Here is a 23,464-nt window from a genome sequence, read left to right on the forward strand (position 1 = left end):
TTTCCCCCCGGGCAGCGAGGTCAGATTGACCAACGATAGTGCCAAAACAGAAGCTCTTGCTCCCATCTCTTCCTCCCAGCGGCACGTCGAAGCGGTGTCGCGACGTTAAATTATACAATTCTTCTGTCAACATATTTTCGATATGTATCGAAAAATGTGATTTAGTCTGCTTACGATTTCAGCCGGATCATCCGGTACGACAGCGGCGCAATCCTCGCCCAGAGCTTTCCATCGGCAGAGGCGGCGCCTTCTCCTTTTTTCGGCACCACATTGGCGGGCTGCTCGGCGGTATTGGTGATGTTGATGTCGGAATGGGCGAGCACTTGGTCGTCGATGATCTTCATTGTCCCGAACTCGAGGAGGCTGACGTCGAGGTCGATCGCTTCGCTGCCATTCCGGTTGACGATGAAGAACGTCACGGCGTTTCTGTGTGCATCGTGCACGGCGGAAATATCGAGATAAGGCACCTCGCCAAGGCCATCGACGCTGTAGGCGGGGCTGTCGACCAGCAGCTTGAGCGCCGTTCCGCGGCCATAGATCGAAGCGAAATAATAAGGATAAAAGATCGTCTGGCGCCAGGCAGGGCCGCCCGGCACCGTCATGATCGGGGCGATGACGTTGACGAGCTGCGCCATGCAGGCGATCTTCACCACGTCGGCGCGGTTGATGAAGGTATTGAGGATGCAGCCGACCTGGAGCACGTCCTCGAAATTATAGTCGTCCTCCAGCAGCGCCGGCGCATGCGGCCAGCCATGGGCGCCCGCAAGGGTCGCCTTGTCGCGCTCCTTGGAGTGGTACCAGACGTTCCACTCGTCGAAGGAAATGTAGACCTCCTTGGTCGAGCGCTTCTTCGCTTTGATGTAGGAGATCACGCCGGCCACCGTGCCGATATAGTTGTCGAGCTCGATGCTGCGCGCGAGATAATTGGCGGTGTTCTTGGCGCGGTTCTCGAAATACATGTGCAACGATATGAAATCGATCTCGTTATAGGTGTGGTCGAGGACGGTCGCCTCCCATTCGGGGTAGGTGGGCATATGCGCGTTGGAGGAGCCGCAGACGACGAGCTCGAGCGAGTTGTCGAAGGCGCGCATCGCTTTGGCGGTCTCGTGCGCCAGCCTGCCATATTCGTCGGCCGTCTTGTGGCCGATCTGCCAGGGGCCGTCCATCTCGTTGCCGAGGCACCAGAGCTTGACATCCCAGGGCTCTTCGCGGCCATTGGCGCGGCGCTTGTCGCTCCATTCGCTGCCGCCCGGGTGGCTGACGTATTCGAGGAAGTTGCGGGCCTCGTCGAGGCCGCGCGAGCCAAGATTGACGGCGAGCATCATCTGAGTATCGGCGGCCGCGCACCATTCGGCGAATTCATGGATGCCGACCTGGTTGCTTTCCGAGGTGTGCCAGGCGAGATCGAGGCGAGTCGGGCGGCTCTCCTTCGGGCCGATGCCATCTTCCCAGTTATAGGCGGAAACGAAGTTGCCGCCCGGATAGCGCACGATCGGCACATTGAGTTCCCTGACGAGTTCGATCACGTCCCGGCGCATGCCGTTTTCGTCGGCAGTCGGATGATCGGGTTCGTAGATGCCGGTATAGACGGCGCGGCCGAGGTGCTCGATGAAGGACCCGTAGAGACGCGGATCGATGTCCGAGATCGTGAACTTGCTGTGCACCGTTACCGCGGCCTTCATGGCTTCCTCCACTAAATCCTGATTTATGATTTATATCAGAAATTGGGATGAGTAAAACGGAAGCGAGGCCGGAGGTCAAGTAGTGAGATTCTGTAGGCAGGGCGGGCTCAGCGCGTCTTCAGGCGCAACACGATGTCCTGATCGTAGTTGCCGAAGCCTCGGCCGAAGATGTTGATGCCGCCGGGATGGCGGGCATCGTCCCGGACGCCGACGCGAAGCCGGATCGAATGATGTTGCTCGAGCTTCAGCTCGGCGAGCTTCACGTTGGAGATCCGCAGGCCGTCGACGAAGGAGCCATCGTCATTGATCCGAAAACTCTTGAGTTTGCCGTATTGCGAGCCTTTGAGCTTCCACCAGTCCGGGGTGAAAACGCCGCGTTTGTCGCCGAAATCACCCGGGGAAGTCCAGGTTCCGATATCCACCCCATTGATCGTCAGGGTGATATCGGACGGCCAGTCGGCGCTGGTCCCCGGCACCTCGGAGCTCAGTTCCATGACGAATTCGACCTCGCGAATGCCGGTGTTCGCCAGGCGCGCATTGTTCGGAAACTGATACTCCACATAGCCGCGGGTGAACCAGATTAGTGCTGCCTTCATCCGGTCGGGATCGAGGAACGTGTCGGGCACATCGAGCAGTCCGACGATGCCGTCAACCGAGCAGAGGCCGCAGGGGGCAGTCACTTCGAAGCTCGTATAGAGCCCCAGCGGCATCGACACTTCGATCGCGTCCGGTTCAGTTTCCTTGATTTCATTCTTGAAGACGACGAGAATCTCGTCATAGACGCTGCGGCAGACCTTCTGGTTTCCCTTGCGCGCCCTCTGTGTCTCCGTGCGGATAAGTCCCGCCTCTTCCAATATCTGCACGTTGGTCGAGACGCTCGACTGCGGCAGATCAAGAACATCCGCAATTTCGTTGACGTTCAGCGGTCCCTTTTCGTGCAGCAGCTTGAGCACCGAGACCCTTGCCGGCGACGCGAGCCCTTTCAGTACGGGCATGCCTTCCTCGGGGTCGACGACAAGAAAATTACGGCTCATGGGGCTCCGGTCGGCGGGAGTGAAATGCAATTGGATAATGCATATCAAAAAATATGTTCTAATCAACCGCCAGCAAGATGTCGCGGGGACACTTACCATCGCAAGTTTCTTGGAGGGCAAAGGCAGGGCAGGCGGCCCGTGCAGGCTGAACGGAGGCGGGCCCGTGGGACGGCGCCGGCGCGCGGCCGGCGCCTTGCGACGACGGCTGCGCCGGCGCTGTTAAGCCGGTAACTAGAAATCCATTCCGGGTGCCGGCGGCATCGGCGCCTGGCTTTCCTTCTTCGGCTTCTCGGCGATCATCGCTTCCGTCGTCACCAGAAGACCGGCGACGGAGGCTGCGTCCTGCAGCGCGGCGCGCACGACCTTTGCCGGATCGATGACGCCCATAGCGAAGAGGTCGCCGAATTCTCCCGTCTGGGCATTCCAGCCATAGGCGAAGTCGGTCTTCGCCCGGAGCTGACCGACGATGATCGAGCCCTCGGCGCCGGCATTCTCGGCGATCTGGCGCACGGGCGCCTCGACGGCGCGGCGGACGATTTCCACGCCGACACGCTGGTCGTCATTGGCCGTCGCCACGTTTTCGAGCGCCTTGACGACGCGCAGCAATGCGACGCCGCCACCCGGCAGGATGCCTTCCTCCACCGCGGCACGCGTCGCATGCAGCGCGTCGTCGACGCGGTCCTTCTTCTCCTTGACCTCGATTTCCGTCGAGCCGCCGACGCGGATCACCGCGACGCCGCCGGCGAGCTTGGCAAGCCGCTCCTGCAGCTTCTCGCGGTCATAGTCCGATGTGGTTTCGTCGATCTGCGCCTTGATCTGGGCGACGCGGCCGCTGATATCCTCCTTGGCGCCGGCACCGCCGACGATGGTGGTCGCGTCCTTCTCCACCATGACGCGCTTTGCGCGCCCCAAAGCCTCCATCGTCACGTTTTCGAGCTTGATCCCGAGGTCCTCTGAAACCACCGTGCCGCCGGTCAGGATGGCGATATCCTCCAGCATCGCCTTGCGGCGGTCCCCGAAGCCGGGCGCCTTGACGGCGGCGATCTTCAGCCCTCCGCGCAGCTTGTTGACGACGAGCGTCGCAAGGGCTTCGCCCTCGACGTCTTCGGCGATGATCAGCAGCGGCTTGCCGGCCTGGATCACCGCTTCGAGAATCGGGATCATCGCCTGCAGGTTGGAGAGCTTCTTCTCGTGGATGAGAATGTAGACATCCTCCAGCTCCGCCCGCATCTTGTCCTGGTTGGTGATGAAATAGGGCGATAGGTAGCCGCGATCGAACTGCATGCCTTCGACGACCTCGAGTTCGATCTCGGCGGTCTTGGCCTCCTCGACGGTGATGACGCCCTCATTGCCGACCTTCTCCATCGCCTCGGCAAGGTAGCGCCCAATCTCCGCGTCTCCATTGGCCGAGATCGTTGCCACCTGGGCGATCTCCTCGTTCTTGGAAACCTGCCTTGCCTTGCCCTTCAGTTCGGTGACGAGCGTATCGACGGCGAGATCGATGCCACGCTTCAGGTCCATCGGGTTCATGCCGGAGGCGACGGCCTTCGCGCCCTCCCGGACGATGGCCTGCGCCAGTACCGTCGCGGTCGTCGTGCCGTCGCCGGCGATTTCACTGGTCCTCGAAGCGACCTCGCGGAGCATCTGCGCGCCCATATTCTCGAACTTGTCCTCCAGCTCGATCTCCTTGGCGACGGAGACCCCGTCCTTGGTGATCCGCGGTGCGCCGAAGGCTTTGTCGATGACGACGTTCCGCCCCTTGGGGCCAAGGGTGACCCGAACCGCGTTGGCCATTATGTCGACGCCGCGCAGCATCCGGTCGCGCGCATCGGTGTTGAACTTGACATCTTTGGCAGCCATGTATCCCTCCCTCAACACGATAAATCAGATACTCACTCGTCCGGCCGTCCGCGGCCGGACCTGACGCCGGCACCTGCGGGCGAAAGCTTCGGCCGTCACTCCTCGTCGACCTCGGGTGTCAGAATGTCGATCAGGGCGGCAACCCGGCCGGCCGGAAGATGCCGGCCCTCTCCGATCAGCGCCTCGTCGTTGTTGACCCAGGCGATCGCTTCGGCAAGCTCGCTCGCGGTCGCGCCCGTCGCCAGAAGTTCGGCCATCAGGGTCTCGTCGACCGGACCGAGTATGGCGGTGATATCCGAATGCTTCAGTCCCATTGCGTCCTCCTTCCGGTTTTCTACGGTCGGGAATGCACAAACTGCCGGCTGTCGAAATAGATAGGCCGGCGCATGCGAGCATCAAGCGTCGCATCATAACATCGATCGCGGCGGCAAAAAAAAGCCCGGCGGGATCCGCCGGGCTTGAATTCGAAAGCCATACGCATTGCGTCGGCTTGTGGCGCTTCGGGAAGCGTCAGTCGTTCGCCGTCACCTTGACGCCGAGAACCGAGGGAATGGTGTTCGGCGCGCCCATCGCGGCACCCATGATCATCGGAAACGGCACGGGCTTTTCCGGTTCGGCGCTGATCGTCAGGCTCTTCGGCGCGTCGAGATAGGCGTTGACCGCGGCCGACACCTGGTTCTGCAACTCCGGCAGGTTCAACTGCGCCATCATGATCGGCACAAGGCCCTTTAGCGACTGCGCCATCTGTTCGCCGGTGACGCCCTGCTGGCTGCCGGCATAGTCGAGCGCCTTCTTGGTGATCGAGGCGTCGTCGAAGCGGATCGAAGCGCTGTTGAACGTCAGTTGCTGCATGAGGCCGAGCATGGCAAGGCCCATTGCCTGGTTGGCCTCATCCTTGTTCGGATTGGCTTGCGCGGCCTTGTTCGCCTCCTGCAGCGACTTCAGGAACTGGAGCGTGTAGCCTGAGAAATCCATGGCGATGTTCAGCCGGCCGACATTCTTGAAGTCGAGGGCATATTCATCGACGGCGAGATTGCCGCTCTCCAGCTCCCAGCTTCCCTTCATCGTCACCTGGCCATCAATCTGCTTCAGTCCGAGCTTCTCGATTGCTTCCTTCGCCTTGGCGTCTTCGACCTCGGAGAGATCAGCGTATAGCCCGGCCATCGTCGCGTCGAAGTCGAAGCCCGCATCGTTTTCCTGCCGGCTGAGATTGCTCTCGATGCTGGCGATCTTGAAGACGTCCTTGCCCTTGACCTTGACCTCTACCGGCCCAGTGCCAAACGACTCATAGAGCAGAATGTCGTCGATCGTGCCGCCGGATGCATTACCGGGAATGGAGAGGCCGCCGATCGCGATATTCTTGACGGAGGCGCTGTCCTCCTTTTCGCTCACATTGACATCCGCGAAGGAAACCGTTTCGGCGTAGTAGCCTCCGTCATCGGTCTCCTCGACGCCTTCGAACGTCACATCGCCTATGTCGACCGTTTCGCCTGGCTGTGCCACGACCTGAAGCTTGACGCCGCTTGCCGTCACGACGTCACCGTCCGCCTCGGCCTTGTCGAAGGCGAGCGAGGTACCGTTCACCTCGAGCGCGGCACTCAGTTTCTTCATCATGTCCGCGCCGTCCAGGGCGAAGGCCGGGCCGGCAAGCGTGAGGAGGGCGGCGCTGGCCATCATCAGGCGGATCTTGCGCGTATGCATCATTGCGTTGTTCCTTGTGAGAAATGTTGGACTGCTGGTTGTTTGCAAGGCCTGCTGCGGTGATTTCTGGCGGTCGTCGCGGAGCTCATCGGAAGCGCTGCGCGGCAGACGGAACTGCGACGCTGCCTCCCCGCGCACGAGCTCTTGCATCGATCCCCATCCTCAACCCACCGAATTGCCGTGCGACCCTAATACGAAACCGGGCGAATTTATATCGCCGAGTCGCATGGCGGATGTTCCCCGCGGATCATGCTTTCCGGAAAATTACCTGCGGAAATCCATGGTTGCAACTCGAGGTTTAGGCAAGTGCCTGAGGCGCGTTCTCCACAGCGTGGTGGGCCCCGATTCTTGCCGCGGCGGGCCGGTTGCGGTAGCAAGGAGGCATGGGACAAAGCCTTTTGCCGCCGTCTGGCGGGAACGACAACATTCAGCCGGTTGACCTCAAGGCGGCGCTCGAGGAGCGCTATCTCGCCTACGCACTGTCGACCATCATGCATCGCGCGCTGCCGGATGTCCGCGACGGATTGAAGCCGGTCCATCGCCGTATCATCCACGCGATGAGCGAGATGGGCTTGCGACCCAATTCCTCGTTCAAGAAATGCGCCCGTATCGTCGGCGACGTCATCGGCAAGTTCCACCCGCACGGCGACCAGTCGGTCTATGATGCGCTGGTCAGGCTCGCCCAGGACTTCTCGCAGCGCTATCCGGTCGTCGACGGGCAGGGCAACTTCGGCAATATCGACGGCGACAACGCCGCAGCCTATCGTTACACCGAAGCGAAGATGACCGACGTCGCGGCCCTGCTGCTCGAGGGCATCGACCAGGATGCGGTCGATTTCCGCCCGACCTACAATGAGGAGGATCAGGAGCCGGTCGTCCTTCCCGGCGCCTTTCCGAACCTTCTCGCCAACGGCGCATCGGGCATCGCGGTCGGCATGGCGACATCCATTCCGCCGCACAATGCGCATGAGCTTTGCGATGCGGCCCTCTATCTGATCCGTCATCCGAAGGCGACGGTGGAGGAACTGCTCTTCGATCCGGCCAATCCGCAGCGCGGCGGCATCGAGGGGCCGGATTTTCCGACCGGCGGCATCATCGTCGAAAGCCGCGCCAGCATGCTCGAATCCTACCGCACCGGCCGCGGCGGCTTCCGCGTCCGCGCCCGCTGGAGTGTCGAGGACCTGGGGCGCGGCGGGTATCAAATCGTCGTTACGGAAATTCCCTATCAGGTCCAGAAGTCGCGGCTGATCGAAAAGATCGCCGAGCTCCTGATCGCCCGCAAATTGCCGCTGCTCGAAGACATCCGCGACGAATCGGCGGAGGACGTCCGCGTCGTGCTCGTGCCGAAGAGCCGCTCCGTCGATGCCAATATCCTGATGGAATCGCTGTTCAAGCTGACCGAGCTCGAAAGCCGCATTCCGCTCAACATGAACGTGCTGTCGATGGGCCGCGTTCCGCGCGTCATGGCGGTGAACGAGGTGCTGAGCGAATGGCTGGCACATCGCCGCGAGGTGTTGCAGCGGCGTTCCCGCCATCGGCTTGCCGCGATCGACCGGCGGCTCGAGATCCTCGGCGGCTATCTCGTCGCCTATCTCAACATCGACGAGGTGATCCGGATCATCCGCGAGGAGGATGAACCGAAGGCGGTGATGATCGAGCGTTTCTCGCTGACCGATGTCCAGGCCGAAGCAATCCTCAACATGCGTCTGCGCTCGCTGCGCAAGCTCGAGGAGTTCGAGATCCGCACCGAATTCGACGCGCTGTCGAAGGAGAAGGGGGAAATCGAGGGGCTGCTCGCTTCCGATGACAAGCAGTGGCAGGCGGTCGCCTGGGAGATCGGCGAGGTGAAGAAGAAGTTCGCCAAGGCGACCGAGCTCGGCAAGCGCCGCAGCACTTTCGCGGACGCGCCCGACGCGGACGTGGAAGCTATCCAGCAGGCGATGATCGAGAAGGAACCGATCACCGTGGTCATCTCGGAAAAGGGCTGGATCCGCGCGCTCAAGGGGCACATCTCCGACACGTCTGCGCTGCAGTTCAAGGACGGCGATGCCCTGAAGGTGGCGTTTCCGGCCCAGACGACCGACAAGATCCTCGTCTTCACCACCGGCGGCAAGGTCTATACGCTTGGCGGCGACAAATTGCCGGGCGGCCGCGGCCATGGCGAGCCGCTGCGCATCATAGTCGATATGGAAAACGACCAGGACGTGCTGACGGCTCTGGTCCACGATCCGGCCCGCAAGCTTGTCGTCTCGTCCGCCGCCGGCAACGGCTTCGTCGTCATCGAAAGCGACATCGTTGCCAATACCCGCAAAGGCAAGCAGGTGATGAACGTCGTGATGCCGGACGAGGCAAAGCTCGTCGTCCCGGTCAAGGGCGATCACGTTGCCGTCGTCGGCGACAACCGCAAGATGCTGGTCTTCCCGCTGGTGCAGATACCCGAAATGGCCCGCGGCAAGGGCGTGCGCCTGCAGCGCTACAAGGACGGCGGCATTTCCGATATCCGCTGCTTCACCATGGCCGAGGGGCTGTCCTGGGAAGACAGCGCCGGCCGTGTCTTCACGAAGAGCAAGGACGAGTTGATGGAGTGGCAGGGCGACCGCGCCGGCGCCGGACGCGTCGTGCCGAAGGGCTTCCCGCGGAGTGGCCGGTTCAGCGGCTGATTGCCGGACCTGGCCAGTGGATCGTTCGTTCGGCGGCTTGGTTATCCACAGCTTTCAGGTCTTTTCCACCAGCCGCTGCAACTCTTTGCTGTTTCCTTAAATCGGCCGCGATTTGCCCAATGATGCGCCGGAGAGAGGAATGCGATGATCTCGGCCCTTGACGATACCTTGTTGGCACTTGCCGATCCCACACGCCGCCGCATATTCGAAGTCCTGTTTGCCGGTGAAAGCTCCGTTGCGGACGTGGCCAGTGCGGTCGGCGCCGAACAGGACGAGCTGTCGAATCATGTGGTGATTCTGGAGGAGGCGGGGCTGATTACCCGCCGGCGTCAGGACAATGGAGAGTTTATCGCCGCCGATCCGACCCCTTTGGAGATCGCGGCGGAATGGATCAATACCAATCGCGAACTCTGGGCGATGCGATCGCAGATCGAGGACACGGGTTCCGCTCCCACAAGCCCGCAGTAACCGGCAGGCGAGTCGTCGTCACCCGGTGAACGGCAATTCAGCACAGGGAATCTGAGCCTTTGCCGCCTTGCTGCGCATCTGCCAGAGTGAATGGCCGAGCAAAGCGAGTATCAGGATGGCGCCGCCGACGAGCGTTTGGAACGTGGGCATCTCGGAAAAGACGATCCACACCCAGATTGGCGCTAGAATCGTCTCGAGCAGGTAGAACATCCCGACTTCCGGTGCCGAGAGATAACGCGGCCCGGTCGCCAGGCAGAAGAAGGCGACGGGAATCATCACCAGACCGTTGAAGAGAATGTAGCCGGGCGCGGCGATCGCGATTCCGCTCGCCGGCAAAAGCGTGAGCGCCGCGACCGCCGGGAAGATCGCCGTCGTCAGCGGCACCAGCGCCATGTCCCTGCCATCGGCGCGGCTGATGGTGATGGCACTCGCCAACAGGAAGGCAGAGCAGGCGGCCATGGCGTCGCCGAACAGGTGCCCGCTCTCAAGTCCGTCCTGCACGATCACCCCGACGCCGAGCAGCATGATCGCCATCGTCAGCAATGTGGCGTTGGAAAGCCGCTCCTTTAGGAAGATCCAGGAAAGGATTGCCGCGAACATCGAAGTGAAGGCGAGGATGAAGACGACGTTCGCCGTCGATGTGTTGAACACCGCGAGCAGGAAGGTGAAGGAATTGATGCCGTAGAAAAGGCCGGCGATCAGCCCGGCCTTGCCGGGGATCAAGGCAATGTGGCGGCCCAGGATGCGATTGATGAAGAACCAGGCGGCGATCGCCACCGCAAAGGTCGACAGGCTGCGCACGGCGAGAATCGACCATACTTCGCCGTCTGCGGAACGGATCAGCGGGATGTCGAAGGAAAGCGCAAGGCCGCCGAGGCCGGTGATGGCAAGGCCGCGTCGGTGCCGCGCGGCGTCAGAGGAGGGGGTCAATTCTTAATCCGTGGCGGTTTCGGGGAGGTCTTGTCCGCCAGCATAGCGCTCCCAACCGCGGGCCATAAGGTGCTCCTGCGGCAAAAACTTTGTTTTATACCCCATCTTGCGGGAGCCCTTGACCCAATATCCGAGGTAGACGTGCGGAAGGCCGCGTTCCTTCGCCCGGCGGATATGGTCGAGAATCATGAAGGTTCCGAGCGAACGGTTTGCGAGACCGGGGTCGAAGAAGGAATAAACCATCGACAGCCCATCGCCCATCCGGTCGGTGAGCGCCGTGGCGATCAGCGGACCTTTGGCCTTCTCGCTGATGCCGTCGCCCTCGGACCGCAACCGGTATTCGATGATTTTCGTGTGTACATGGGTGTCCTCGACCATCATCGCGTAGTCGAGCACCGACATGTCCGACATGCCGCCCCTCTGGTGCCGGCAATCGAGATAGCGGCGGAAGAGGTTGTATTGCTCGCTCGATGGCTCGGCAGGGTACTCGGTCGAGACCACGTCGTGATTGGCGGCGAGCACCCGGCGCATGGAGCGGGTGGGCATGAACTCGTTGGCTAGGATGCGGACCGAGATGCAGGCGCGACAGGTTTCGCAGGCCGGGCGGTAGGCGATGTTCTGCGAGCGGCGGAAACCGCCCTGGGTCAGAAGATCATTCAGCTCGGGTGCACGCTCGCCCACCATGTGCGTGAAGACTTTCCGTTCCATCTCGTTGGGCAGGTAGGGACAGGCTGCCGGCGCGGTCAGATAGAATTGCGGAGACTGTGTGGTCTGCGTGTTCATCGAGCGCGGGGATCACTCTTCGCGAGGTTACTCTGCAATAGGATGGCCGAAGAATGAAAAACGTCAACACACGCGTTCGGCGAGGAACGAGCAAGTGCCGACAATTTCTGGGGACGTCGATTCGGCTCTGCCTGAATTCAATTCGACGTTGAAACGGTGTTCTCGGCCCGCCACCGTCAATACATGTCTCTGCGGACGCCGACAGTGCCGATCAGAAGGTCGTGCAGCAATCGGCCGCGATCCGTGAACAATCCGATCAGCAGGACGAGCGGCGTCAACAGCGCATTGGCGATCCAAAAGATCGCGAGATGTACGATTGCGGTCAGGAAATCCATCGGCCGGCCGTCCGTCCGGGCGATCGCAACGCCCATGATCCGCATGCCGAGCGATGCCTGCTCGCGGCCGCCGACCGTCAGCCCGAAATACAGCATCGCCACCAGCGCGAAGAGCACCGGATAGAGGAAGAATCCGAGGCCGAGCGTCAGGATGCCCAAAAAGAAGACGACGACCGCAGCCGGGATCCACAGGAGCGCGACAATCAGATAGTCGACAATGAAGGCGAACACCCGGCGCGACAGGACACCCTGGTAAGCGCGCCAGTCCTGGCTCGGAAGTCGGAGTTCCTGGTTATGCATGCTCATGTCAGCCTCGCATCGTTTCGCTCACATATGGGGACCGTATTCGACAAAACAATGCGTCTGTCGTGCGAACCGGCCGCTCATCGCTTTGCCAGGATCCTTGCCACTTCGACGGCGAAATAGCTGAGAATGCCGTCGCAGCCGGCGCGCTTGAAGGCAAGCAGCGTCTCGAGCATGATGCGCTCGCCGTCGATCCATCCATTCGCCGCCGCCGCCTTGATCTGCGCGTATTCGCCCGAGACCTGGTAGGCGAAGACCGGCAAGCCGAAGGCTTCCTTCATCCGCCAGCAGATGTCGAGATAGGGCAGGCCGGGCTTCACCATCAGCATGTCGGCGCCTTCCTTGACGTCGAGCGCGGCGTCGCGGATCGCTTCGGTGCCGTTGGCCGGATCGATGTAATAGGTCTTCTTGTCGCCCTTCAGCAGCCCGCCGGTGCCGATCGCCTCGCGATAGGGGCCATAGAAGGCGGAGGCGAATTTCGTCGCATAGGACATGATGCCGACATTCTGGTGGCCTGCCGCATCGAGCGCCTCGCGGATGGCGCCGACCCGTCCGTCCATCATTTCGGAAGGTGCGATGATGTCGGAGCCGGCATCCGCCTGCATTACTGCCGCGCGCGCCACCGCTTCCACCGTCTCGTCATTGACGATCTCGCCGCCGCGCAGAATGCCGTCGTGACCGTGGCTGGTGAAAGGATCAAGCGCCACATCGGTGATGACGCCGACATTCGGAACGGCGCTCCTGATCGCCCGCGTCGCCTGGTTGATCAGGTTGTCAGGGGCAAGGCTGTTCGAACCGGTTTCGTTGCGGAGCGCCATCTCGATGTTCGGGAAGGTGGCGACGGCGGGAATTCCGAGATCGGCCGCCTCCTTCACCGCCTCGACGGCCTTGTCGACGCTCATGCGGTTGACGCCGGGCATCGCGTCGATCGGCTGAACGATGCCGCTGCCCGGCACGATGAAGATCGGCCAGATCAGGTCGTCCACGGTCAAGCGGTTCTCTTGCACCAGGCGGCGCGTCCAGTCCGCCTTGCGGTTGCGGCGCATGCGACGGTGTCCAGTGATCCTGTCCACAAGATTTGTCCTGTCGTTCATCGCGCCCGCTTCCTTCTTCTTTCACTGCGTTGGTCGAAGGCGGTTTATCATGCGCCCCGGTCGATTGAAAACGGCGTTGCGGGAGGACGGCTGCGGCATTTCCTCCCGCGGGTGAGCCGCTCGGGGCGGGCTCTCCTGCTTTGCGCTGGTGGATTGCCGGCACTCGGCCTATCTTGCCGGCCATGCTTCACGATTCTGCTCATGTCCCGAAGCCATCGCTCACCGAAGTGCTGTTCGGCTGGTTCCTGCGACTGGTCTCGGCCTCCTGCTTCTGGCTTGCGCTGAACTACTGGGCGATGCTGATCGGCTTTTCCCACGGCGGCGCCGGGCGTTTCGATTTGCTGGCGCCAGAGTGGCGCGCCGCCGCGACCGCGCTTGCCGTCCTTTATCCGGTCGCTGCCATCGGGCTTTGGTTGCTCGTCTCCTGGGGACCGGTTATCTGGGTGCTCGCGGCGGCCATCGAGGTAGCCATGCTCGAATTCTATCCAGGCATGCTCGGGGCACGTCCGCTGCTCCTCTTGCTCCACGGGGCGGTCGCGGCGACCTTCATTCTTTTCCGTGCGGCGCTCTTCTGGCAGCGCCTGCGCCAGGCGCGGCAGGTAAGGGTTGATTCACCCTGAGACAGGCTCCGCGGATGGTAAGTACATGTTAAGGCTGCGGTTTAAGTAGAATTTTATACGTATTCGATAGGGTCTCACTCAAGGCGGGAAGACAAAGAAACACCGCCAAACGAAACAGTGAGGCACGAAAATGAACACCAAGATGAAGCCGCAGGTAGCTGCACCCCGGGACCCGCAGGAAGAGACGATCCGTGGTCTCTACATGGAATCCCTTCACCTCGTCGAGCGTCTGCATCGCCGTCTGCTCGACGTCATCAAGGACGAGTTCGACCGGCAGGGCCGCAGCGACGTCAACGCCATCCAGGCGCTGCTGCTGTTCAACATCGGCAACTCCGAACTGACCGCCGGCGAGCTTCGTTCGCGTGGTTACTATCTCGGTTCCAACGTATCCTACAACGTCAAGAAGCTCGTCGATCTTGGCCTCATCAACCATCAGCGCTCCCGCATCGACCGCCGCTCGGTGCGCATCAGCCTGACGGAAGACGGCCAGGAGATTGCCGAAACCGTTGCCAAGCTCTACGAGCGCCATATCGGTTCTATCCACAAGGTCGGCGGCATCGGTTCTGATGAGTTCACTCAGATGAACAAGCTCCTGCAGCGCCTCGATCGCTTCTGGAACGACAGCATCATGTATCGCCTGTAACTGCAGGCATAAGCACCTCCAGTTTCAAGGGTCGGGCGCAATCCCTGCGTGTCCGATCCTTGCCGACTTTTCCCGGCCGAATTGTCGTAGCACTGCCTGCCCGCAGGTGGCCCGGCAGTGCCGAGACACGAATTGGCCATATTGCTATGACAGCGACGCTTAAGATGCGGCAGGTGCGCAATGGCGTTTATCGCGGCGATTCGTTTTCGTCCGACCTGCTGGAATGGCTCTCGCTCGCACGATCGTGAAAGCAATTTGAGGGCCGGGGTGGCACGCGGGTTTACGTTTGTTAACCACGTTTGTGCTAGGGCTCGGGCAGCGCGCGCTTCAGCGCCTTGAGATGGTAGGGACTATGTCGAAAAAGAACGGAATTGATGCTCTCTCGCGCCGCGCGTTTCTGCGTTCGGCCGCTACGATCGGTGCCGCCGCATGGGCAGGCTCCGCGAGTGCCCAGGACGCCCTGGGCGAGCTCATCAATTCGCCGCGCCGCGGCTCCTGGGACGACCAGTTCGACGCCAAGGCCTCGCGCACCGCGACGGCAGTCCTCTCCAACACGCCGGTTTTCGGCCCCCAGACCATCGGCCATGTGCAGCAGGCCATCTTCGACTATCAGCAGATCGTTGCCGCCGGCGGTTGGCCCCAGGTTCCGCAGACCGGGGTAAAGCTGGAGCTCGGCGTCACCGATCCCTCCGTGCAGCAGCTGCGTCAGCGCCTGATGATCTCCGGCGACCTGCCGCAGTCCGCCGGGATTTCCTCCTCCTTCGACTCCTATGTCGACGGCGCGGTCAAGCGCTTCCAGGCACGCCACGGCCTGCCGGCGGATGGCGTGATCGGCGAATATACGTTCAAGGCCCTGAACGTCGACGCCGCGACGCGGCTGGCCCAGCTCGAGACCAACCTCGTGCGACTTCAGTCGATGTCGGGCGATCTCGGTCGGCGCTATGTCATGGTCAACATTCCCGCCGCCTATATCGAGGCGGTCGAGAACGGTCGCGTCGTGCTGCGTCATGCTGCGGTCGTCGGCAAGATCGACCGACAATCGCCGATCCTCAATTCGAAGATCTACGAGGTTATCCTCAATCCCTATTGGACCGCGCCGAGATCGATCGTCCAGAAGGACATCATGCCATTGATGCGCAAGGACCCGACCTATCTCGAGCGCAACGCCATCCGCCTCTTCGACGGCAGTGGCAACGAGGTGTCTCCTGAAACCGTCGACTGGAATGCGGAGAAGGCGCCGAACCTGATGTTCCGTCAGGACCCGGGCAAGATCAACGCCATGTCCTCGACCAAGATCAATTTCCACAACGAGCATTCGGTCTACATGCACGACACGCCGCAGCAGGGCCTGTTCAACAAGCTGATGCGCTTCGAATCGTCGGGCTGCGTGCGCGTGCAGAATGTCCGCGACCTCTCCACCTGGCTGCTCAAGGAAACGCCCGGCTGGTCGCGCCAGCAGATCGAGGCGACCATCAAGTCGGGCGTCAACACGCCGATCAAGCTTGCCGAAGAGGTGCCGGTCTATTTCACCTACATCACCGCCTGGTCGGCAAAGGACCGTGTCGTCCAGTTCCGCGACGATATCTACCAGCGCGACGGCGCGGCGGAGCTCGCCCTCCAGACGACGACCGGAGTCGAGCAATCGCCGGGCCCGATCGACGCCGACGCCCTGCCGCAATAAGCAAAGTCCCGCGTTCAATTGCAAAGGCCGCGCATCTCCAGGATGCGCGGCCTTTTGCATGATTGGCGCCAGCGGTGTTTGGGCGCGGCGGATCGTGGAAATGACGCAAACCGCACAGCGGATATTGCTCTCGGCGTGCGAGGAAGCTAAAGGAACAGCCACCCTTGAGAGGAGCCGCGAGCCCATGCTTCCACAGACCAATGACGCCTTCTTCACCCGCTCTCTCGCCGATAGCGATCCGGAAATCTTCGGTGCGATCGAGAAGGAGCTGGGCCGCCAGCGCCATGAGATTGAGCTGATTGCCTCCGAGAACATCGTGTCGCGCGCCGTGCTCGAGGCGCAGGGCTCGATCATGACCAACAAATATGCCGAGGGCTATCCGGGCAAGCGCTATTACGGCGGCTGCCAATATGTCGACATCGCCGAGGAACTGGCGATCGATCGTGCCAAGAAGCTGTTCGGCGTCAATTTCGCCAACGTGCAGCCCAATTCCGGTTCGCAGATGAACCAGGCGGTGTTCCTGGCGCTCCTGCAGCCGGGCGATACGTTCATGGGTCTCGACCTCAACTCCGGCGGTCACCTGACCCATGGTTCGCCCGTCAACATGTCGGGCAAGTGGTTCAATGTCGTTTCCTACGGCGTGCGCGAAGACGATCACCTGCTCGACATGGACGACCTCGCCGAGAAGGCCCGCCAGCACAAGCCGAAGCTGATCATCGCCGGCGGCACCGCCTATTCGCGCATCTGGGACTGGAAGCGCTTCCGCGAGATCGCCGATGAAATCGGCGCCTGGCTGATGGTCGACATGGCCCATATTGCTGGCCTCGTCGCCGGCGGCCAGCATCCTTCGCCGTTCCCGCACTGCCACGTCGCGACGACCACGACGCACAAGTCGCTGCGCGGCCCGCGCGGCGGCATGATCCTCACCAATGACGAGGACATCGCCAAGAAGATCAACTCGGCCGTCTTCCCGGGCCTGCAGGGCGGTCCGCTGATGCATGTGATTGCCGCCAAGGCCGTTGCGTTCGGCGAGGCGCTGCAGCCTTCCTTCAAGGACTATGCGGCTCAGATCGTCAAGAATGCGCGTACGCTCGCCGAAACGCTGAAGGCCAATGGCCTCGACATCGTTTCCGGCGGCACCGATAACCACCTGATGCTCGTCGACCTGCGCAAGAAGAATGCCACGGGCAAGCGTGCCGAGGCGGCGCTCGGTCGCGGCTACATCACCTGCAACAAGAACGGCATCCCCTTCGACCCGGAAAAGCCCTTCGTCACCTCGGGCGTTCGCCTCGGCGCGCCGGCCGGCACGACGCGCGGCTTCAAGGAGGCGGAATTCAAGGAAATCGGCGAATTGATCGTCGAAGTGCTTGACGGCCTCAAGGCCGCAAACTCCGACGAGGGCAATGCCGCCGTCGAAGCCGCCGTCCGCGAAAAGGTGGTGAAGCTTACCGACCGCTTCCCGATGTACGGCTACATGTGATCGGAAGGTTGCATGCGCTGCCCCTATTGCGGTTCTGAAGACAGCCAGGTGAAGGATTCCCGTCCGGCCGAGGACGGGAATGCCATTCGCCGCCGCCGCATCTGCCCAGACTGCGGCGGCCGGTTCACGACCTTCGAGCGGGTGCAGTTGCGTGAGCTGATGATCATCAAGAAGACCGGTCGGAAGGTGCCTTTCGACCGGGACAAGCTCTTGCGCTCCTTCGAGATCGCGCTGCGCAAGCGCCCGGTCGATCGCGATCGTATCGAGCGGGCGGTATCCGGCATCGTCCGCCGTCTCGAAAGCTCCGGCGAAACCGAGATCCCCTCGGAAGAAATCGGTCTCCAGGTGCTCGAGGCCCTCAAGAGCCTCGATGACGTCGCCTTCGTGCGCTACGCCTCCGTCTATCGGGATTTCTCGCACGCAGAGGACTTCGAAAAGGTCATTGCCGAGATCAGCGCCAAGATCGCGCGAGATCCGAGCGAGTAGCTCTGGCGGAGAAGCGCATGGGTGGGCCGACGCGTGAGGACGAGAGATTCATGGCGGCGGCGCTGCGCCTCGCCCGCCGCAATCTTGGTCTGACCTCCACAAATCCTGCCGTCGCTTGCCTTGTCGTCAAGGACGGAACGATCGTCGGGCGGGCCGTGACGGCGTCGGGCGGACGACCCCATGCCGAGACGCAGGCGCTCGCCGATGCCGGCGAGCAGGCGAGGGGAGCGACCGCCTATGTCACCCTCGAGCCCTGTTCGCATCACGGCAGGACGCCGCCCTGCGCCGATGCGCTGATTGCCTCGGGCGTTGCTCGCGTTGTCGTCTGCCTTGTCGATCCCGACGAGCGGGTCGCCGGCCGCGGGGTGGTGATGCTGCGCGACGCCGGCATCGATGTCGACATCGGCGTTCTCCATGAGCAAGGCGAGCGCGTCCTAAAGGCCTACCTCATGCGCCAGCGCATGAAACGCCCATATGTGACTCTGAAGCTTGCAGTTTCCGCCGACGGCATGATCGGCCGAAAGGGCGAAGGGCAGGTGAGGATCACCGGTTCGGTCTCGCGCGCCCAGGTCCAGGTATTACGAGCCGAGACCGATGCGATCCTCGTCGGGGTCGGCACGGCAAATGCCGACGATCCGGAACTCACGGTGCGGTTGCCCGGGCTTGAAGAGCGCTCGCCAGTGCGGATCGTCCTTGATCGCCGTCTCGATCTGCCGTTGAACTCCAAGCTCGTGCGCTCGGCGCGGCAAGTTCCACTGATCATCGTCGCAGGTGACGCCGGCCTTCCTTCTCCCCGCGAGCGCGGAGAAGGTGCCCCAAGGGCGGATGAGGGCCAGGTCGAACTTGCTCCATTGCCCCTGACCCCGGCCCCGTTCGCGGGGAGAGGGGGTGATACGGCTATCCGCCGCGCGGCTCTCGAAGCCGCGGGCGTGGAGGTGCTGAACGCCGATACCGTCTCCGATCTGTTGACCGCCCTTGCCTCGCGCGGCATTTCCTCGCTTCTGGTGGAAGGCGGGGCGCGGGCGGCGCGGCAATTTCTCGATGCGGATCTCGTCGATCGCATCCTGCTCTATTCGGGTCCGTCGGCCATTGGCGAAGGCGGCATTCGATCCCCATTTGATCGGACGACCGTACCCGCGGGGTTCTCGCTCAAGCGCAGCGCCCGTTACGGCGATGATATTTTCGACGATTACGAAAGAGATACCGCATGTTCACAGGCATAATCACCGATATCGGTACGGTGGCGAAGATCACGGCGCTCAAAGAGGGCCTCAAGCTTCGCGTCGCCACCAATTATGATCCGAAGACGATCGACATGGGCGCCTCGATCGCCCATGCCGGCGTGTGCCTGACGGTGACGGCACTGCCGGAGACCGGCAGCAACGAGCGCTGGTTCGAGGTCGAGGCCTGGGAGGAGGCCCTGAGACTGACGACCATTTCCGGCTGGCAGGAGGGGACGCGTATCAATCTCGAGCGCTCGCTGAAGATTGGCGACGAGCTCGGCGGGCATATCGTCTCCGGCCATGTGGACGGCCAGGCGGAAATCCTCGCCGTCGAGGCGGAGGGCGATGCGGTGCGCTTCCGGCTCCGGGCACCGGAACATCTCGCCCGCTTCGTCGCGCCAAAAGGGTCGGTGGCGCTCGACGGGACGTCGCTGACGGTCAATCGGGTCGATGGCGCCGAGTTCGACGTGCTGTTGATCCGCCATTCGCTCGAGGTCACCACCTGGGGTGAACGCCAGGCCGGCGATTTCGTCAATTTCGAGGTCGATACGATGGCGCGCTATGCGGCCCGGCTTGCCGAGTTTCCCGCTCCGAAGGGGGAATGATGGTCGACTGGCGGAGCCATCTGATCTAAACGGTCAGCACGTCCTCTATTCGGATCGGCAGGGTGCGCACGCGCTTGCCGGTCGCGTGGAAGACCGCATTGGCAATCGCCGGGGCCATGCCGACGAGCGCGATCTCGCCAAGCCCTTTGACGCCGAGCGGATTGACGTGCGGGTCGAGTTCTTCGACGAAATGCGCCTCCAGCTTCGGGATATCCAGATTTACGGGCACGAGATAGTCGGCCATGTGGGCGTTGACCGGGCGCCCGTCGCGCGGATCGAGGACGGTTCGCTCCATCAGCGCCATGCCGATGCCGCCAATCATGCCGCCGGTGCACTGGCTTGCTGCGAGGCGCGGATTGACGACGCGGCCGATACCGTATGCGCCGACCGCGCGGCGCACGCGGATTGTCCCGACGTCCGGATCGACGGCGACCTCGACAAACACGGCTCCGAAGGAATGCATCGAATAGCGTTCGGCAACGTCCGGATCACGCTGCGCAGACGCCTCCGCCTCGATCGGCTTCCCGAGGCTCAACACGACATCTCCATAAGACTGGCCGGGCGACGGGTCGCCACGACGACGCAGCCGGCCTCCGGTCCACTCGATCGCATCGAGCGCCGCTCCGAAGACCGGCAGGCGCTGGTCGGCAACAGCCTGTTGTGCAGTTTTCTCCTGCACCGCGATGCAGGCGGCGCGAATTGCCGAGCCGACGGACGCCATGGTCCATGAGCCTCCGTGGGAGGGCGCAGGCGGATAATCCGAGCGGCCAAGGCTGAAGCGCACCTGCTCTACCGGCAGGCCGAGCGTTTCGGACGCGACCTGCGTCATCGATGTATAGGTCCCGGGACCCATATCGCTCGCCGCGACCGCGACTTCGGCGGTGCCGTCAGGGAGCAGGCGCACGCGTGCGCTGGACGGCGCGTGGTAGGCTGGATAGGTGGCCGAGGCCACCCCCATGCCGATCATGAGGCGCCCGTCGCGCATCGAGCGCGGCTCCGGAGTGCGATGTGACCAGCCAATGCGACCGGCGGCGAGGTCGTAGCATTGCATCAGCGAGCGGCTGGAGAAGGGCTTGTTCTCGCTCTCGTCGATCTCAGGTTCGTTTCGCCGCCGCAGTTCGATGGGATCGAGCCCGAGGCTGTAGGATAGTTCATCCAATGCACATTCGAGCGCAAAGATGCCGCTCGCCTCGCCCGGTCCACGCATATGGTTCGGCGTGCTGATGTCGAGCTGCTGCAGTCTGTACCGCGTACGCACGTTCGGGCAGGAATACATGTAGCCGCTGGCGCTGGTGAGCGCCTCGATGAACTGTTCGTAGCGGCTGGTTTCGCCAGCGCCTTCATGGATGAGGCTTGTCAGCCTGCCGTCCGCGTTTGCGCCGATTGCGATCCGCTGAAGGGTGCGCGGGCGGTGACCGGTGGTGAAGAACATCTGCTTGCGCGTCAGCACGAGCTTGATGGCCCGCCCGGTCTGCCGCGCGGCCATGGCAGCAAGCGTTACATGCGGCCATGTCCTGAGGCTCGTGCCGAAGGCGCCGCCGATGAAAGGACAGACCACCTGCACGTTTTCGGGAGGAATGCCGAATATTGCCGCGATCTCCGCCTGTTCATTAACGACGAACTGGCTCTTGCTCCAAAGCGTCAGACGATCGCCGCTCCAGGCAGCGATCGTCGCATGCGGCTCCATCGGGTTGTGGTTCTCCCGTGCGATGTCATAGGTTTCGTCGACCTTTACGGGTGCGCTGGCCAGCATCGCGTCGGCGTTGCCGCGTGAAGTGTCCGCGTGTCCTGCTGCCGGGGCGATCGCTTCCACTGCCGGGTCTGACGGATCAACGATCGGCCGTTCCGCTTCGTAGGTGACCTTCAACGCTGAGGCGGCCCGTTCGGCCCGGTCGAGCGTGTCGGCAACGACGATCGCCACGGGTTGACCGTAAAAGCGTACGCGGTCGTCCTGCAGCACATGCAGCCGCTCGCCGACAGCCGGGTCGATGTAGCTCTTATGCTCGCCATAGGGCAGGCGTGGTGCGTTCCGATGCGTGATTACCGCAATGACGCCGGGCATGGACTCCACCATGGCGCTGTCGACACCGGCGATGCGGCCAAGGCCGGCAGTGGCGCTGACGATCACCGCATAGACCTGGCCCGGCTGATTGAAATCCGCGGCGTAGCGCGCATCCCCGGTGACCTTGGCGCGTCCGTCCACTCGCGGCAGCGGTTTTCCGATGACGCTCGTTGTCATGCGACTTCTCCTGCCAATTCAAGTGCCCGGACGATCGTCCGCGGCAAGAGCTCGACCTTATAGTGGTTGTCTCTCAGCGGCCGTGCCTCTTGCACCGCCAGTAGGGCGGCCGCCTCGAACGCCTGGCGCTGTGGCGGCTTACCCGCCAGCGCCTCCTCCACGGCGCGCATCCGCCACGGCCGTGTCCCCACGCCGCCTGTGGCAATCCGCGCTTGGCGGATTTGGCCGCCCTCAATGTCCAGTGCGACCGCTGCCGAGACGAGCGCGAATTCGTACGAAGCCCGATCGCGCACTTTCAGATAGCGCGCGCGACGGCTATAGGCGCCCGCTGGGACCTGCACGTCAATGATGAGTTCGCCGGGCAGCAAAGTGTGTTCGAGATGCGGCGCGTCGCCCGGTAGACGGAAGAGGTCCTCCACCGGAAAGCTGCGCTCCCCCTGCGGACCAAGGACCCGCATCGTTGCATCGAGAGCGACAAGAGCGACCGCGAGGTCGGAAGGATGCGTTGCAATGCAGTGATCGCTCGTGCCGAGAATGGCGTGGCCCGCATGGAGACCGTCGATTGCCGAGCAGCCCGAACCCGGATCGCGCTTGTTGCACGGCGCGTCGAGCATCCGGAAATAGGGACAGCGGACGCGCTGGAGAAAATTGCCGCCGATCGAGGCCATATTCCTGAGTTGCGGCGAGGCGCCCTCGATCAGGCTTTCGGCGATGAGCGGCTGCCGGGCTTGCACCTCCGGGTGAGCCGCAACATCAGCCATGCGAGCGAGTGCACCGATGACAAGAATGTCGTTCTCCACACGGATTTCCGCCAGGGGAAGTGCGTTGATATCGATGAGCTGTTCGGGGCGCTCCACCTCCTCGCGCATGAGATCGATGAGGGTCGTGCCGCCGGCGATAAAGCGGGAGCCCGCCGCGGCGGCGGCAATCGCCTGTTCGGCTGTCCTCGCCTTCTCGAGAGTGAAGGGGAACATGGTCAGCTCCTCTCCGCAGCATCCGCTACCGCCGCGACGATGCCGGGGTAGGCGCCGCACCGACAGATATTGCCGCTCATCCAGAACTGGATTTCTTCAGGCGAGCCGGCGTGGCCTTCCGCGATGCAGCCGACGCCCGACATGATCTGGCCGGGTGTGCAGTAGCCGCATTGCAGCCCGTCATGCTCGATGAAAGCTGCCTGCAGCGGATGAAGCTCCTCGCCCCTGGAAAGACCCTCGATTGTTGTGATCTCGGCGCCGTCGTGCATGGCGGCCAGCGTCAGGCAGGAAACGACCCGCCTGCCGTTGAGAAGAACAGTGCAGGCACCACAGGCGCCCTGGTTGCAGCCCTTTTTCGTTCCGGTCAGGTCAAGAGTTTCCCGCAGGACATCAAGCAGCGACTGACGAGGATCGAGCTCAAGTTCTCGTGCATCGCCATTGACGACCAAACGGACCCGCTCGAGTGCATTGCCGGTTTGGCCTGGGGGAGGAGCGGGCTGGGCGGCGACAGTGGGAATCGTCGCGAGCGAAGCGGCGCCTCCGGCCATTTGCAGCACCGCCCGGCGCGATACGATGGCCGGGAAGGGAGGCGAAGCTGCTTCTGCATTGGTTGATGGTGGCTGCCGATTGATCATCAGATTCTCCTGAGAAATGCCGTGAAAC

21 protein-coding genes are annotated in these 23,464 nt (G+C 62.6%); 9 read left to right on the forward strand and 12 right to left on the reverse strand.

What is annotated here, in order from left to right; genetic code table 11:
- Positions 1-170: 170 nt before the first annotated feature.
- The 5 genes from SS05631_RS04345 to SS05631_RS04365 all read right to left on the reverse strand — a co-directional run bounded on the left by SS05631_RS04345 (position 171) and on the right by SS05631_RS04365 (position 6,280).
- Positions 171-1,682 (reverse strand): alpha-N-arabinofuranosidase, encoded by a 1,512-nt coding sequence (locus SS05631_RS04345; protein WP_037413940.1) that lies wholly within the window; start codon positions 1,680-1,682, stop codon positions 171-173.
- Positions 1,683-1,789: 107 nt separating this feature from the next.
- Positions 1,790-2,716 (reverse strand): helix-turn-helix domain-containing protein, encoded by a 927-nt coding sequence (locus SS05631_RS04350; RefSeq protein ID WP_037413942.1) that lies wholly within the window; start codon positions 2,714-2,716, stop codon positions 1,790-1,792.
- 231 nt (positions 2,717-2,947) lie between these two features.
- Complete coding sequence (groL, locus tag SS05631_RS04355) at positions 2,948-4,576, reverse strand: chaperonin GroEL (RefSeq protein ID WP_037413945.1); 1,629 nt, start codon at positions 4,574-4,576, stop codon at positions 2,948-2,950.
- Between the two features lie 95 nt (positions 4,577-4,671).
- Positions 4,672-4,890, reverse strand: coding sequence for a hypothetical protein (locus SS05631_RS04360; protein ID WP_037379841.1), 219 nt, complete (start codon positions 4,888-4,890; stop codon positions 4,672-4,674).
- A gap of 196 nt (positions 4,891-5,086) precedes the next feature.
- Positions 5,087-6,280 (reverse strand): hypothetical protein, encoded by a 1,194-nt coding sequence (locus SS05631_RS04365; RefSeq protein WP_037413984.1) that lies wholly within the window; start codon positions 6,278-6,280, stop codon positions 5,087-5,089.
- A gap of 380 nt (positions 6,281-6,660) precedes the next feature.
- Here SS05631_RS04365 and parC point away from each other — a divergent pair, with 380 nt between their 5' ends.
- Entirely contained in the window at positions 6,661-8,937 is a 2,277-nt protein-coding gene (gene parC, locus SS05631_RS04370; protein ID WP_037413952.1) for a DNA topoisomerase IV subunit A, read from the forward strand.
- 144 nt (positions 8,938-9,081) lie between these two features.
- On the forward strand, positions 9,082-9,405 hold the full coding sequence (locus SS05631_RS04375; protein WP_037413954.1) for a metalloregulator ArsR/SmtB family transcription factor: 324 nt from the start codon (positions 9,082-9,084) through the stop codon (positions 9,403-9,405).
- Between the two features lie 18 nt (positions 9,406-9,423).
- Here the strand turns inward: SS05631_RS04375 and SS05631_RS04380 are convergent, their stop codons facing one another.
- From SS05631_RS04380 to hemB, 4 genes are all read right to left on the reverse strand, one after another.
- Positions 9,424-10,335, reverse strand: a complete 912-nt coding sequence (locus SS05631_RS04380) for a DMT family transporter (RefSeq protein WP_037413955.1) — start codon at positions 10,333-10,335, stop codon at positions 9,424-9,426.
- Between the two features lie 3 nt (positions 10,336-10,338).
- The gene (locus SS05631_RS04385) at positions 10,339-11,118 is read right to left on the reverse strand and encodes an arginyltransferase (RefSeq protein ID WP_037413957.1); all 780 of its coding nucleotides are present in this window, start codon (positions 11,116-11,118) and stop codon (positions 10,339-10,341) included.
- Between the two features lie 176 nt (positions 11,119-11,294).
- Complete coding sequence (locus tag SS05631_RS04390; protein WP_037413959.1) at positions 11,295-11,759, reverse strand: RDD family protein; 465 nt, start codon at positions 11,757-11,759, stop codon at positions 11,295-11,297.
- 77 nt (positions 11,760-11,836) lie between these two features.
- A complete protein-coding gene (hemB, locus tag SS05631_RS04395) occupies positions 11,837-12,850 on the reverse strand; it encodes a porphobilinogen synthase (protein WP_037413961.1) in 1,014 nt (337 codons plus the stop codon).
- A gap of 182 nt (positions 12,851-13,032) precedes the next feature.
- On the opposite strand from hemB, the gene SS05631_RS04400 reads away from it, so the two are divergent.
- The 7 genes from SS05631_RS04400 to SS05631_RS04430 all read left to right on the forward strand — a co-directional run bounded on the left by SS05631_RS04400 (position 13,033) and on the right by SS05631_RS04430 (position 19,588).
- The gene (locus SS05631_RS04400) at positions 13,033-13,470 is read left to right on the forward strand and encodes a DUF6163 family protein (protein ID WP_037413963.1); all 438 of its coding nucleotides are present in this window, start codon (positions 13,033-13,035) and stop codon (positions 13,468-13,470) included.
- 130 nt (positions 13,471-13,600) lie between these two features.
- Positions 13,601-14,113 carry a MarR family winged helix-turn-helix transcriptional regulator gene (locus SS05631_RS04405; RefSeq protein WP_037413965.1) on the forward strand — a complete coding sequence of 171 codons (513 nt, stop codon included), beginning with the start codon at positions 13,601-13,603 and terminating at the stop codon, positions 14,111-14,113.
- Positions 14,114-14,465: 352 nt separating this feature from the next.
- On the forward strand, positions 14,466-15,794 hold the full coding sequence (locus SS05631_RS04410; protein WP_037413991.1) for a murein L,D-transpeptidase: 1,329 nt from the start codon (positions 14,466-14,468) through the stop codon (positions 15,792-15,794).
- A gap of 184 nt (positions 15,795-15,978) precedes the next feature.
- Positions 15,979-17,274, forward strand: coding sequence for a serine hydroxymethyltransferase (gene glyA / locus SS05631_RS04415; RefSeq protein WP_095677927.1), 1,296 nt, complete (start codon positions 15,979-15,981; stop codon positions 17,272-17,274).
- A gap of 12 nt (positions 17,275-17,286) precedes the next feature.
- Positions 17,287-17,760, forward strand: a complete 474-nt coding sequence (nrdR, locus tag SS05631_RS04420; protein ID WP_026612571.1) for a transcriptional regulator NrdR — start codon at positions 17,287-17,289, stop codon at positions 17,758-17,760.
- Between the two features lie 17 nt (positions 17,761-17,777).
- On the forward strand, positions 17,778-18,983 hold the full coding sequence (ribD, locus tag SS05631_RS04425; RefSeq protein WP_037413999.1) for a bifunctional diaminohydroxyphosphoribosylaminopyrimidine deaminase/5-amino-6-(5-phosphoribosylamino)uracil reductase RibD: 1,206 nt from the start codon (positions 17,778-17,780) through the stop codon (positions 18,981-18,983).
- Positions 18,968-19,588, forward strand: coding sequence for a riboflavin synthase (locus tag SS05631_RS04430; RefSeq protein ID WP_037414002.1), 621 nt, complete (start codon positions 18,968-18,970; stop codon positions 19,586-19,588). Before ribD ends, SS05631_RS04430 begins: the two co-directional genes overlap by 16 nt.
- 25 nt (positions 19,589-19,613) lie before the next feature.
- On the opposite strand, the gene SS05631_RS04435 is transcribed toward SS05631_RS04430, so the two are convergent.
- The 3 genes from SS05631_RS04435 to SS05631_RS04445 are packed head-to-tail and all read right to left on the reverse strand — an operon-like array spanning position 19,614 to position 23,436.
- Complete coding sequence (locus SS05631_RS04435; RefSeq protein ID WP_037414005.1) at positions 19,614-21,827, reverse strand: xanthine dehydrogenase family protein molybdopterin-binding subunit; 2,214 nt, start codon at positions 21,825-21,827, stop codon at positions 19,614-19,616.
- A complete protein-coding gene (locus SS05631_RS04440; protein ID WP_095677928.1) occupies positions 21,824-22,801 on the reverse strand; it encodes a xanthine dehydrogenase family protein subunit M in 978 nt (325 codons plus the stop codon). The genes SS05631_RS04435 and SS05631_RS04440 overlap by 4 nt, the downstream gene beginning before the upstream one ends.
- A 2-nt stretch (positions 22,802-22,803) precedes the next feature.
- Positions 22,804-23,436 carry a (2Fe-2S)-binding protein gene (locus SS05631_RS04445; RefSeq protein WP_037414010.1) on the reverse strand — a complete coding sequence of 211 codons (633 nt, stop codon included), beginning with the start codon at positions 23,434-23,436 and terminating at the stop codon, positions 22,804-22,806.
- Positions 23,437-23,464: the final 28 nt, after the last annotated feature.

The organism is Sinorhizobium sp. CCBAU 05631 (assembly GCF_002288505.1).
Taxonomy (GTDB): domain Bacteria; phylum Pseudomonadota; class Alphaproteobacteria; order Rhizobiales; family Rhizobiaceae; genus Sinorhizobium; species Sinorhizobium fredii_C.